The 12,280-nt window shown below is 64.4% G+C and carries 13 protein-coding genes; 6 read left to right on the forward strand and 7 right to left on the reverse strand.

The window, feature by feature from the left end; all coding sequences use genetic code 11:
- Nucleotides 1-2 precede the first annotated feature (2 nt).
- The 3 genes from AAHM38_RS00540 to AAHM38_RS00550 are packed head-to-tail and all read right to left on the reverse strand — an operon-like array spanning nt 3 to nt 3,546.
- Nucleotides 3-797 (reverse strand): DUF2334 domain-containing protein, encoded by a 795-nt coding sequence (locus tag AAHM38_RS00540; protein WP_116575128.1) that lies wholly within the window; start codon nt 795-797, stop codon nt 3-5.
- 29 nt (nt 798-826) lie between these two features.
- Nucleotides 827-2,038, reverse strand: a complete 1,212-nt coding sequence (locus tag AAHM38_RS00545) for a glycosyltransferase family 4 protein (protein WP_116574948.1) — start codon at nt 2,036-2,038, stop codon at nt 827-829.
- Nucleotides 2,039-2,043: 5 nt separating this feature from the next.
- Nucleotides 2,044-3,546: an RNA polymerase factor sigma-54 gene (locus AAHM38_RS00550; protein ID WP_103518620.1), complete on the reverse strand. Its 1,503-nt coding sequence runs from the start codon at nt 3,544-3,546 to the stop codon at nt 2,044-2,046.
- Nucleotides 3,547-3,868: 322 nt separating this feature from the next.
- On the opposite strand from AAHM38_RS00550, the gene AAHM38_RS00555 reads away from it, so the two are divergent.
- Nucleotides 3,869-4,267, forward strand: a complete 399-nt coding sequence (locus tag AAHM38_RS00555) for a hypothetical protein (RefSeq protein WP_103518621.1) — start codon at nt 3,869-3,871, stop codon at nt 4,265-4,267.
- Between the two features lie 235 nt (nt 4,268-4,502).
- Here the strand turns inward: AAHM38_RS00555 and AAHM38_RS00560 are convergent, their stop codons facing one another.
- Nucleotides 4,503-5,606: a sigma-54 interaction domain-containing protein gene (locus tag AAHM38_RS00560; RefSeq protein ID WP_116574949.1), complete on the reverse strand. Its 1,104-nt coding sequence runs from the start codon at nt 5,604-5,606 to the stop codon at nt 4,503-4,505.
- 539 nt (nt 5,607-6,145) lie between these two features.
- On the opposite strand from AAHM38_RS00560, the gene AAHM38_RS00565 reads away from it, so the two are divergent.
- From AAHM38_RS00565 to AAHM38_RS00580, 4 genes are all read left to right on the forward strand, one after another.
- The gene (locus AAHM38_RS00565) at nt 6,146-7,564 is read left to right on the forward strand and encodes a sigma-54-dependent transcriptional regulator (RefSeq protein ID WP_116574950.1); all 1,419 of its coding nucleotides are present in this window, start codon (nt 6,146-6,148) and stop codon (nt 7,562-7,564) included.
- A 90-nt stretch (nt 7,565-7,654) separates the two neighbouring features.
- Entirely contained in the window at nt 7,655-7,822 is a 168-nt protein-coding gene (locus AAHM38_RS00570) for a DUF1328 domain-containing protein (RefSeq protein ID WP_009240192.1), read from the forward strand.
- Nucleotides 7,823-7,891: 69 nt separating this feature from the next.
- The gene (locus tag AAHM38_RS00575; protein ID WP_116574951.1) at nt 7,892-8,197 is read left to right on the forward strand and encodes a DUF883 C-terminal domain-containing protein; all 306 of its coding nucleotides are present in this window, start codon (nt 7,892-7,894) and stop codon (nt 8,195-8,197) included.
- A 119-nt stretch (nt 8,198-8,316) separates the two neighbouring features.
- A complete protein-coding gene (locus tag AAHM38_RS00580) occupies nt 8,317-9,330 on the forward strand; it encodes a YihY/virulence factor BrkB family protein (RefSeq protein WP_116574952.1) in 1,014 nt (337 codons plus the stop codon).
- Between the two features lie 16 nt (nt 9,331-9,346).
- Here the strand turns inward: AAHM38_RS00580 and AAHM38_RS00585 are convergent, their stop codons facing one another.
- Nucleotides 9,347-9,670, reverse strand: coding sequence for a hypothetical protein (locus AAHM38_RS00585; RefSeq protein WP_009240189.1), 324 nt, complete (start codon nt 9,668-9,670; stop codon nt 9,347-9,349).
- Nucleotides 9,671-9,793: 123 nt separating this feature from the next.
- Nucleotides 9,794-10,021 carry a hypothetical protein gene (locus AAHM38_RS00590; protein ID WP_004632457.1) on the reverse strand — a complete coding sequence of 76 codons (228 nt, stop codon included), beginning with the start codon at nt 10,019-10,021 and terminating at the stop codon, nt 9,794-9,796.
- A gap of 372 nt (nt 10,022-10,393) precedes the next feature.
- Between AAHM38_RS00590 and AAHM38_RS00595 the strand changes: the two genes are divergently transcribed.
- Nucleotides 10,394-11,989, forward strand: a complete 1,596-nt coding sequence (locus AAHM38_RS00595) for a peptide chain release factor 3 (protein WP_004632461.1) — start codon at nt 10,394-10,396, stop codon at nt 11,987-11,989.
- 55 nt (nt 11,990-12,044) lie between these two features.
- Here AAHM38_RS00595 and AAHM38_RS00600 read toward each other — a convergent pair whose 3' ends face one another.
- Nucleotides 12,045-12,230, reverse strand: a complete 186-nt coding sequence (locus tag AAHM38_RS00600) for a hypothetical protein (protein WP_116574953.1) — start codon at nt 12,228-12,230, stop codon at nt 12,045-12,047.
- Nucleotides 12,231-12,280 lie beyond the last annotated feature (50 nt).

Here is a 12,280-nt window from a genome sequence, read left to right on the forward strand (position 1 = left end):
GCTCAGTACGACGTTTGCGCGTGCCCGGTGACGGTGGTTTCCGGGCCGCCCATCCAGGCTTGCGCCAGGGCCTGCGCAAAGCCGTTCTTGGTGACGGGGGTGCGCGTCTCCAGGCATGTGGCAAGCAGTTCCTGCCAATGGCGAATGACGTCGGGATGCGCTGCGTCGGCCGGATGCAGGCCCAGGCGCAGCAGCGGCGCGTCGGCGTGCCGCTGCGCGAGCCAACGCAGGTAGTATCGGGACATCAGTCGGCGCGCCGGCGAGCGAACGCTATACGTCAGACACGGTGCCTTGAGCGGGCGGCGCGGGTGCAGCAGGTAAAACCGCCGCAGCGTGGTTGTGTAGCGCAGTGGCAGCCCGTCGAGTGCCTCCCAGGTGGCCGGGTTCATCAGCCACGCCGGTGCGACAAAGCCATGCAGCGGCCAGCCGTTGGCGGCAAACCACGCGGCGCCGGCTTCGATGCGCGCACGCGCTGCTGCCAGCGGAATCGCCGAGAACTCGCCTTCACCGGCGGTATAGCGCGTGCGGATCAGTTGATTGATCAAGCCGCCCGGAGGCTGGTCATCGAGGTGCGCATAGCCATGCAGCACAAGTTCATCGCCCTCCGCCAGGCATTCGCTCATCACGCGGCAGAAGCGCTCGCTGTTGCGGGCGGTCGGGCCGCGATAGAAGTTTGGAATGACCAGCAGCGATTTGGGTACGCGCGCCACCTCGTCCAACGCAGAGAGCAAGACCTTGCACGCAGGCCAGTTGGCGGGCGTGACATCGTGCATGGCGAGAATGAGATAGCGCGACATGATGATCAACTAAGCGACTGTGGTCTGGGCTAACAGCTGCGCAATGCGCGCACGCGCTCGTGAGCCGGTTCGAACGTTGCTGCGGCGGTGCCGGCTTGCCGGCCGAGCAGCGCCAGATAGCGGTGCAGCAGCTGCGGCAGCACGGCCCGCCAGTCGTACTGCATCGCATGGCGGCGCGCGGCGTGCGCGAGCGTCACCGGATCCCGTTGGCGCAGCGCCTGGAGCGCCTGGGCAAAATCGTCCGCGGTGCAACGTGGCACGGCATAGCCGACGCGCTCGTCCACCAGCTCGCTCAAGCCGCCCGCTGCGCACGTGACGACCGGCACGCCGCTGGCCATCGCTTCCAACGCGACGAGGCCGAATGTTTCCTGATCGCCTGCATGCACGAAAACATCGACACTGGCCATGGCGGCGGCCAGGTGCTGCGCATCGCCTTCATAAGCGAGCGCGCGAACATGTTTGCCGCGCGGAGGTGTCGGGCCCGAGCCGATGGTGACTAGCACGCTCCCGTCGTCGAGCTTGTCTACCGCGTCGCAGAGCACGTGCAGGTTTTTCTCCGGCGCATAGCGGCCGACGTACAGGAGCACGCGGGCATCGCGCGGCAGGTCCAGCTGTTCGCGCCAGCGCAGCGAGCGCCGTGCGGGGTGGAAAAGGCGCGTGTCCACGCCCAGCGGTTGCAGCTCAATGCGCTGCACGCCCAGGTCGGCCACCTTCTGCGCGATGTAGCGGCTGGGCACGAACACCGTGTCGAAGTGCGGATACAGCTTGCGGGCGTACGCCGCTGCGGCCAGTTCCGCGGGTGGGCCGCCCAGCCGGCGGAAGAACGCAGGCAGATCGGAGTGATAGAACGCCGCCACCGGCACCTGCAGCCGCGCGCCGGCATGTACCGCCGCCCACGACAGCCGATAGGGGTCCCCGGCTTCAATCAGGTCCGGCGACAACGCACAGAGAGCACGCACCGCTGGTCCGGTGCGCAGCGGAATGCGATAGCCGTGCGAAAGCGGCAGCGGCACGCCGGGCACCACGGCGATCTCGTTGCTGGCGTCGTCCGCCGTGCCGGGTACAACCAACGTGTGCCGCCAGTGCGTGGAGCGCAGGAAGTCGTGCTTGGCCCGCAGGTAGCGTTTGACGCCACCGCTTTCCGCCGCCCAGAACATCGTGACGTCCGCCAGATGCAACCCGGCGGCTGTGGCATCGCCGTCGTGGCGATGCGGGTAGTGATCGGTGGGCAGCTTGCGCACGGTGGTCAGACCTGGCGCCGCATTTCGGCGGGTGCAATGCGCATGAGGCCGCGGTATTTGGCGACCGTGCGGCGCGCAACGATCACGCCCTGCTCGGCCAGCATTTTCGCGAGCGACACATCGGAGAGCGGCGCGTCCGCGTCTTCGGCTTCGATCATCTCCTTGAGCAGCGCCCGCACCGAGGCGGCCGAGCATGCACCGCCAGTGTCCGTCGCCAGTTGGCGCGAGAAGAAGTACTTGAACTCGAAGATGCCGCGCGGCGTCGCCATGTACTTGTTGCCCGTGGCGCGAGAGATGGTCGATTCATGCAGCCCGAGTTCTTCGGCCACATCGCGCAGCACCAGCGGCTTCATGGCCACCTCGCCGTATTCCAGAAAATGCTTCTGGTGCGCAACGATCGCCTCTGCCACGCGCTGGATGGTGGCAAAGCGCTGCTGCGCGTTGCGGATCAGCCAGCGCGCTTCCTGAAGCTGATGTGCCAGCGGGGTGCGATGGTGGCCGCGGGTCTGCGCAAAAAGCTCTGCATAGACCTTGTTGATGCGCGCGCATGGCGCAACCGACGGGTTTGTCAGCGCAATCCACTTGCCTTTGATCTTCGTGACGATCACGTCCGGCACGATGTAGCCGGCATGCGCCTGGGAGAAGCGCAGCCCCGGGCGCGGGTCGAGCATGCGGATCAGCGCGCAGGCATCGCGCAACTCTTCTTCCGTACACCCCAGCGCACGACGCATTTGCGTGAATTCGCGCTTGGCCAGACGCGGCAGGTGGCTGCGCACGATGTCTTGTGCGATCTCCTGGATCCGCTCTTCGGCTTCGGTGTCCGCGGGGCGCGCTTCGATCTGCAGGCGCAGGCACTCCGCCAGATCGCGTGCGGCCACGCCCGGCGGGTCCAGGCTCTGCACGAGCGCCAGGGCAATCTGCATTTCCTTCTCGGTTGGGGGCGGCTCCACCGGTGCCAGCGGGATCAACTCGGAGAGCAGTTGGCGCAGGTAACCGTCGTCGTCCAGCGCTTCGATCAGCGTCTGCGCGAGGAGGCAGTCGCGCTCAGACAGGCGATAGCTGCGCAGCTCCTGGTGCAGATGCTCGCGCAGGCTCGGCGTGGAATGTACCCATTCGCCGATGTCGCTGTCTTCACCGTCGCCGTGGTGGGCGCCGCCGTGGCTGTAATAGGTGCTGAAGTCGGTGGGAAAGTCTTCCGATGCGGCCAGCGTCGCGTCGGTTTCGATGGCGCTGGTGGTGGTTTCCAGCGGGGCGTCGTCTACAGGCGCGTGGTCGGCCGCGACGCCGTCCAGATCGGTAGAAATGGCAATGTCGCTGGTGCGCGCGACATCGGGGTGCGCACCTGCTTCTTGCTCGACTTCTTCCAGGAACGGATTGCTTGCGAGCGCTTCTTGCATTTCCTGCGCAAATTCGGTTGCAGACAACTGCAGCAGCTTGACGGACTGCTGCAGTCGCGGGGTTAGCGCGAGATGCTGCTTCGCACGCATTTCCAGAGCGGCCTTAACCATTCGCCTTGCCTCCTTTGGTGAGTGGACGTCGACATTTCCGCCGACACTTCACCGCTTCGATGCAAAGGGTATGCCATGTCAACAAACCCAGTCACCACAAGGCTTTGTGGGTGGCTGGCACGCCGTTTCTACATGGTCATGTCGTTTTTATATGCACAGTGTTGCCGGCACATGACAGCGCCGGCGTGGGGCACGCGCTGCGTCGGCCTAGGCAGACGGGTGGCACCGCAGGTACATGCGTTGCTGCGGTAGGAAGCGGGAGACGCGCCGCAGTGCGCTTCCATTGCCTTCTTATCAAGCACCACTTCCCTGGAGAAACCACATGCGAACACGTTTCCTGACCGCTGCGCTTGCCAGCGTCATCTTGAGCCTTGGTATGGGTACCGCCATAGCCCAGACGACCAACGCGCCGGTCGACAACCAGGAATCCAGCAACCCGACCAAGGCGCCGGGCAAGCGTACCGACCCGCCGTCGACGACGGCAGACCGCACGGCCAATACACCGATGGCCGGCAGCGAGGCGACACCTGCTGCGGGCGGCAGCGACACCAGCAAGCCGATGCACAAGAAGCATCGCAGCCACAAGAAGTCCGGGTCTACCGTGCCGGGCGGTACGAACAGCGCGGGCGACATGTCGCACTCCGGCGTGCAGGCTGGCGGCAATGACGCCGCCACGACGACCGGTAATTCCTACCCCGGCAGTTCCAAGCAAGGTCAGTAACGTTGAAAGGAAAGGGCTTGCCATGCCGATGACACTCACCACCGCCGTCCGCACGGGCCCGCGCGCCCGCGCGGAAACCGAACCCGCACCACGCCGCCGGACGCCGGAACCGCAGGAACGCCGCCGCCACGAGCATCCCGGCGAGCGCGCGCACGCGCATCCGCGCTAGCACGTCAGCGCGGATGCAGCGGGTACAACAGGGGCGAAGGCGGTGCAGCGCTGAGAAGCGCCGCCGTCAGGCCGCCATGGCGGCGGCCGCGGTGCTTTGGTAGAGGTCGAGGCGGTTGTACAGCGTCTTCAGGCTGACGCCGAGCGTCTTGGCAGCCTGGCGCTTATCACCGTGAAAATGCTCCAGCGTGGCCATGATCATCGCCCGTTGCGCATCTGCCAGTGTCACCCCCACCGACAGGCTCAGCACACCTTCCTTCACCGTCGGACGCGCCGGGCCGCGCGTCTGTGCGAGCGGCGTGGCCAGCTCGACGGTTTTCTCGCCGAGGATATAGCCGCGGTGCACAGCATTGCGCAACTCCCGCACATTGCCCGGCCAGGTTTGGGTGCGCAGCGTCGCCAGGGCCTGACGGGAGAACATCTTGTCGGTCTGGTGTGCGGCATTGAACTGGGCGAGAAAATGCAGGGCCAACTCTTCGATGTCGTCGCCGCGGTCGCGCAGCGGCGGCACATGCAGCGGCACCACCGCCAGGCGGTACATCAGATCTTCACGGAAGGCCCCATCGCTGACCGCTTCAAGCAGGTTGCGGTTGGTGGCAGCGATGATGCGTGCGCGTGTCTGGATCGGCTCGGTGCCGCCCACCCGCATGAATACGCCGGTTTCCAGCACGCGCAGCAGCTTGACCTGCATCTCGACCGGCATCTCGGTGATTTCATCGAGGAAGATCGTGCCGCCGCAGGCATGTTCGAAATACCCGATATGACGCTGGGAAGCGCCCGTAAAACTGCCCTTCTCGTGGCCGAACAATTCCGACTCGATCAGGTTGGGCGAGATGGCGCCGCAGTTCACGGCGATGAAGGCCTGGTCTGCGCGCGGGCTCATGTCATGCACCGTGCGCGCGATCAACTCCTTGCCGGTACCCGATTCGCCCATGATGAGCACGGTGGCAAGCGTGCCGGACACCTTGCCGATCTGATCGTACAGCGCGCGCATCACCGGCGAGCGGCCGTAGAGGTGGCCGAAATCCGGCTCGGCAACAGGTTGGGCAGAAGGCGTTTCAACGTCGGGCGCTACACGCTCGGCGTCGTCAAAGTCGGCCAGGGCGGGGGGATAGCTCAGGCGCCCGGCGGTCACTGCACGTTCGTCGGCGAAGGCTTCGCTCAAGGACATGGCTCCCTCGTGGTTGATCGCGACGGGGACGTCCTGGCGAGCGGCTGCATCTTCAGCGATGCAGTCTCCGGAAGGCTGGGTACGTCGTCATCCCGTCACATTGTGTTGAAAAGTTGAGCCATTATCAGGGCCGCACAAGCGCGTTGTATGTCGGGCATGCGCTGACGTTTCTTCCATCCTGTCGGTCAAACGCTGACAAGAAACGGGCCCGAGACGCAGATGCCGCGCGGGTTTCACATGGCCATGCGACGTACGGTGACCATTTCCGCCCGCAGGTGGCGAAGCGCTGGCCTTCTCAACTATGCTGACTTCTGCGTAGTTCCAGCGGTCCGCCCTGGAGTGATGTATTCGATCCATTTCTTGCACGCGTGCGTGTAAAAATTACCAGCGTCCATATCGTCGACGTGGGTGTGCCCGTGCGATGTCCGGGGGTGTATTAGATGGAATACTTTTTGCACCTGCCGCCGGTTCTGCTGCCAAGCGTACCGTTGCGCCATGCATGACCGCCGGCACCTGCCGGCTCATCCAACCACATTGAGATGCCACATATCCTGATTGTCGAAGACGATGCCAACGCACGCGCTGCTCTGGGCGAGCTGGTGGGTGCCGAGGGCTTCACCACCGCGCTGGCCGGGTCGCTGCGCGATGCGCGCATTCAGATGTCGCGTCACAGCCCCGATGCCGTGTTGATCGATCTTGTCCTGCCTGACGGCAACGGCATGGACCTGATGGAAGACATCCCGTCGCACTCGGGTACCGAGATCATCGTCATGACGGGGCATGCCAGCGTGGAAACCGCCGTCGAGGCGTTGCGCATGGGTGCGGCCGACTACCTCGTCAAGCCGGTCAACTTCCAACGGTTGAAATCCGTACTGGCGCGCATTCCGCGCCCCGGCGATCTCAAAGCGGAAATCGGCAACCTGCGCGGCGAACTGCGGCGCCTGGGCCTGTTCGGCCAGATGCTCGGCAACTCGACGGCGATGCAGACGCTGTATGACCAGGTCAGCCGCGTCGCGCCCACCGAGGCGACTGTGCTGCTGATCGGCGAGTCGGGTACCGGGAAGGAGTTGGCCGCCCAGACCATTCACGACCTCAGCCTGCGCCGCAAGCAACCGTTCCTGCCGGTCAACTGCGGCGCCATCTCGCCCAACCTGATCGAGTCGGAAATGTTTGGCCACGAGCGTGGCAGCTTCACCGGCGCGGACCGCCAGCACAAGGGCTACTTCGAACGCGCCAACGGCGGCACGCTGTTCCTCGATGAAATTACCGAGATGCCGATCGAACTGCAGGTCAAACTGCTGCGCGTGCTGGAAACCGGCGTGTTCATGCGCGTGGGCACCAACCGCGAGATCGATTCCGATGTGCGCGTGATTGCCGCCACCAACCGCGACCCCGAAGAAGCCGTGGCAGACGGCAAGCTGCGCGCCGACCTGTATCACCGCCTGAACGTGTTTCCGCTGCAACTGCCGCCGCTGCGCGAGCGCGGCAAGGATGTCGAACTGCTGGCCCAGCATTTCCTCGACCAGCTCAACGCGCAGAGCAATACCAAAAAGGCATTCCTGCCGCCGGCCATGGAGACGCTGCGCGGCTATCACTGGCCGGGCAATGTGCGCGAGCTGCGCAATTACGTGCAGCGCGCCTACATCCTGTCGGACGACGCCGGCATCGATACCGCGAACGTGCCGCTGCAGGTGTCGAGCACGCAGACCTCGTCCGGTTCCACGCTGACGATTTCGGTTGGCACATCGCTGGCAAGCGCCGACAAGAAGATCATTCTTGCCACGCTTGAGCAGTGCGGGGGTGTGAAAAAGCGGGCGGCTGAGCTGCTTGGTATCAGCCTGAAGACGCTTTACAACCGGCTGGAGGAATACGGCAGCAGCTCTGCCGAGGACGTTGGCGAGGGCAACAACACCAGCAACAGTGCGGGCTCCGGCCGCGCGCATGCCACCGAGGCATAACCGGAGTTCCTGGCGCGGTACGCGGCTTGCTGATCCCGTGGGGTATCCGCCCCATGGCGGCAAGCTCACTCAACTGCACAGGAGGTCACCATGCTGCGTTATGCAGTCATCTTTTTCATCATCGCCCTGATTGCGGCCGTGCTCGGGTTTGGCGGCATCGCTGCCGGCGCAGCGAGCATCGCCAAGATTCTGTTCATGATTTTCGTGGTGCTGTTTGTGGTCAGCCTCATCTGGGGCCTGGTCGCGGGCAGAGGATGACGCCGGGATGATGCGTACAGCTTTCAACCCGGCTCTCACGACGCCATGCAACTCCAGGAGCGCTGACTGATGGAACCGTCTCAAACCAACCCTTTCCCCAAATCCGATGCCAACGGCAACCTCATCCGCAGCGACGTGGAGCAGGCCGCCGAGCGTGTGAAGGCGACCACGGCGCAGGCCATCGATCGCACCGCGGACGCTGCGGCTACCGCGCTCGACGAAGCGGCTGCCAAGCGCGAGCAGTTGCGCGCTTCCCAGCAGCGGCTGATGAGCAACGCGGCCGAATGCATGCATTCGCATCCGCTCGCGACGATCGGCCTGGCGTTCGGTGCCGGCTTTCTGATCAGCCGGTTGCTGGGGCGCAGCAACGATTGAGGGCGAAAGCCTTCCTTCATGGCGGCCACGGTGGCGTGCTTGCGCGCGCGCCGTGCGCTGACTAGGCTCGAGGTCCAGGCCGGCACTGCGCCGGCCGCGTCGCTTTGCAAGGAACATCCATGCGCCTGGCTGCCTGCTTCGACCGCGCTCTGCTCAAGCGATCTGCCCAGGTGCTGATCGGGGCAGTGCAACAGTGGTCTGCCCATCGTGCCGCGAGCAAAGGCGCGGCGCTGTCGTTCTACACGTTGTTCTCGATGGCACCGGTGCTGGTGCTTGTCATCTCGATCGCGGGGTTGTTCTTCGGTGAGCAGGCCGCCCGCGGTGAAATCTTCGGACAGATCGAAGGATTGGTAGGCGCGCAGGGCGCGTCCGCAGTGGAAGCCGTGCTTGCCGCGACCCGGCGCTCCGGCAATGGCCTATTCGCGGCAGTCACAGCCGTCGTGCTGTTGCTGGCGGGCGCCACCACTGCGTTCTCCGAACTCAAAGACAGCCTCGACGAGCTTTGGGAAGTGCCCTCCCGCCAGCAGCCCGGCATGTGGGGCTTGCTGCGTTCACGCCTTCTGTCATTCAGCTTGATCCTAGTGTTGGCGTTTCTGCTGCTGGTGTCGCTCACCGTCAACGCGGCGTTGGCGGTGGTGGAGCGTTTCTGGGGCGCGCTGTGGTCCGGCTCGACGTCAAGCATTGCGCTGGCTGCGGCCCAGGTGCTGTCGTCGGCGTTTTCATTTGCGGTCGTGGCACTGTTGTTCGGCACCATCTTCAAAATGCTGCCGGAAACGCGCGTGGCGTGGCGCGACGTCGCCCTGGGCGCGGTGGTGACGGCGCTGCTCTTCACACTTGGCAAGCACCTCATCGGCCTGTATCTCGGCAACAGCGCCGTCGCATCGTCGTACGGAGCGGCGGGCTCGGTGGTGGCGCTGATGCTGTGGATTTACTACTCGGCGCAGATCTTCTTCTTTGGCGCGCTCGTCACGCGGCAATATGCGCTGCAGTTCGGCAGCCGGCAGTACGAAGCCGCTGGCCGGGCCCGCGCCGCCGCGCAGGCGGCGTTGCTCAACCCGACGCTGGCGGCCAACCTGTCTAATGGAACAACAACCACAGGCGGCAGCGCCAGCGCCCCACGCGACGGGCGCTGACACGCCCGCTCAGCGCTCAATCCCGCGTCAACTGCTCCAGCAGCATCCCCGCCACAAAAGCGAGGCCGATCGTAATGACCGGATGCTGACGCACGGAGCCGCTCGCCTGCTCCGAGACATTCGCATGCAGGTTCTTCAACTGTTCAGTGCGTCTGTCGAATTGCGTAAGCGCGGTGGAAAGGACGCTCGCGAGCCGGTCGATCCCCTCCGCCGTCGCATCTTTCACGCGCTGCGCGGTGTGGTCGATCTGCGGATGCAGCGTGGTGACGGTCGCACCGTGGGCGCCGTTCGTGCCGTTTGTGCCATTGCTACCGGGCGACTTCGGGTTCAGTTCGGTCATCTGGGCCTCCTGAGCTGGGTAACGTCACTCTCGTAGCAAGCAACCGTCATGCCCCAGACGTTGCGCGATGCCAAAAGAAAAGGGCCACGACTGTGGCCCTCGACACGGTGAGGAACTGCGCGGCTAGCCGACCGTCACCACGGTCTTGCGCACGGCCCAGATTTCAGCTTGCAGGGCGAGTGCGGCGAGTGCCTGCAGGCTGTCCTGCGGCAGGGCCTTGATCCGTTTGCGGCGATTGGCGGCACGCTGCTGACGCGCCGCGCGCACGCTTTGCTCGTCGAGTTGCCACGCCTTGCGGGTGGTCTCGATGATGCGTTGCACTGCCGGATCGACAGGGATTCGACTACGCACGATGTTGGACTCCTTGCTTCTTTGCTTCTTCAAATATCGCGGCGTACCCAAAGGCGGGTTTCGCGACGGACTCCACAATACGGGAGCTTCATGACAACTTCGATAACACCGGCTCCGAAAGGGTTGTCAGTGCATTCCCACAACGGGTTGGTCTCGTCCGTCCGGGGGACGGTTCCTAGGGAGTTTCCCGCGCTTGCGGCCCGGATCAGTTGATCCTAAGCAGGGGCGCCGATCGCGTACAATCTCGGCTGCCCCGGATTGACAACGCCGTTCGGGCAGTCCATCGGCCGCCGGGATGACCCGCCAGCCAGCGCACTTGCCACGTGCGCAACCATCCGCATTTTTCACTCCTTCCCTTTCGGTTTTTTGCCCGTGAGTACGCTGCAGCAGGAGATCCGGCGCCGCCGGACGTTCGCCATCATTGCCCACCCGGATGCGGGTAAAACCACCCTGACCGAGAAGCTGCTGTGGTTCGGCGGCGCCATCCAGATGGCTGGCGCCGTGCGCGCACGTAAAGCCAACCGCCACGCCACCTCCGACTGGATGGAGATGGAAAAGCAGCGCGGCATCTCCGTTACGTCGTCGGTGATGCAGTTTCCGTACCGGAACGAGGGCGGCGATTACATCGTCAATCTGCTCGACACCCCGGGCCACGAAGACTTCTCGGAAGACACGTACCGCACGCTCACGGCCGTCGACTCCGCGGTGATGGTGATCGACTCCGTCAACGGCGTGGAAGCGCAGACCATCAAGCTGCTCAACGTCTGCCGGCTGCGCAGCACGCCCATCCTCACGTTCATCAACAAGCTCGACCGCGAAGGCCGTGCGCCCATCGAGCTGCTCGATGAAATCGAAAGCGTGCTGCAGATCCAGTGCGCGCCGATGACGTGGCCCATCGGCATGGGCAAGTCGTTCAAGGGCGTATATCACCTGGTGAACGACACGGTGCAGCTGTTCGACCCGAACGCCGACAGCGAGAAGGGCGCCACTGCCGGGTTGATCCAGGGTCTGGATAACCCGGAGCTGGATCGCGTGCTGGGCTCGCAAGCGGAAGAACTGCGCATCGACATCGAACTCGTGCGCGGCGCATCGCACACGTTCGACAAAGAGGCGTTCCTGGCCGGCAAGCAATGCCCGGTGTATTTCGGTTCGGCAGTGAACAACTTCGGCGTGCAGTCGCTGCTCGATGCACTGGTCGACCAGTCGCCCGAGCCGCTGGCGCGACCCACCGAAACCCGCGAAGTCAAGCCGATGGAAGAGAAGTTCACCGGCTTCGTCTTCAAGATCCAGGCCAACATGGACCCGAAGCACCGTGACCGCATCGCGTTTGTGCGCGTGTGCTCGGGCCGCTTCGAGCGCGGCATGAAGCTGCTGCAGGTGTCGACCGGCAAGACGGTCGCCATCAACAACGCCATCACGTTCATGGCGCAGGACCGCAACACCACGGAAGAGGCCTTCGCCGGCGACATCATCGGCGTGCCCAACCACGGCACGATCCGGCTGGGAGATGCCTTCACGGAAGGCGAGGCGCTCAAGTTCACGGGTATCCCGTCTTTTGCGCCGGAGTTCTTCCGTCGCGCGCGCCTGAACAATCCGCTTCGCCTGAAGCAGTTGCAGAAGGGTTTGCAACAACTGGCCGAAGAAGGCGCTACGCAGATGTTCCGTCCGCTGGCGTCGAACGACCTGGTACTGGGCGCCGTCGGTATCCTGCAGTTCGACGTGGTGGCGCACCGCCTGGAGCACGAGTACGGCGTCGATGCGATCTTTGAACCGCACGAGTGCTCCACCGCCCGCTGGCTGCGCGGCAAGCAGGAAGATATCGACAAGCTGATCGACAAGGCCGGCCACAACGTGGCGCTGGATGGTGCCGGCGACTACGTGTACCTGGCGCCGAGCCAGGTGAACCTGCGCCTGACGCAGGAGCGCTTTCCGGACATCCAGTTCATGGAAACGCGGGAAATCGTCTAACGGGCGATAGGCGAAGAGAAACGGGGCCATGTGCCCCGTTTATTTTTATGCAGCCTTAGCTCACCAGCCGTGTCCCATCGAGCGCCGTGAGCAACCAGACAATCAGAAATGGCGCCGAGCACAGGCCTCTGGAGAGAAGGCGCGCGCGCTTGACGAGCAGCGCCCGGATCGCGATGCCGCTTGCCAGCCAAGACACGGCACACCACACCAGGTAGTTGCGCTGCGACTTGTATGCCCACATGGCCGCAGCAGGACTTTCAGCGCCGAAAGGGTAATCCTCTGGGGCAGTTA

The organism is Ralstonia sp. OTU4908 (genome assembly GCF_038440115.1).
GTDB classification, from domain to species: Bacteria; Pseudomonadota; Gammaproteobacteria; order Burkholderiales; family Burkholderiaceae; genus Ralstonia; species Ralstonia pickettii.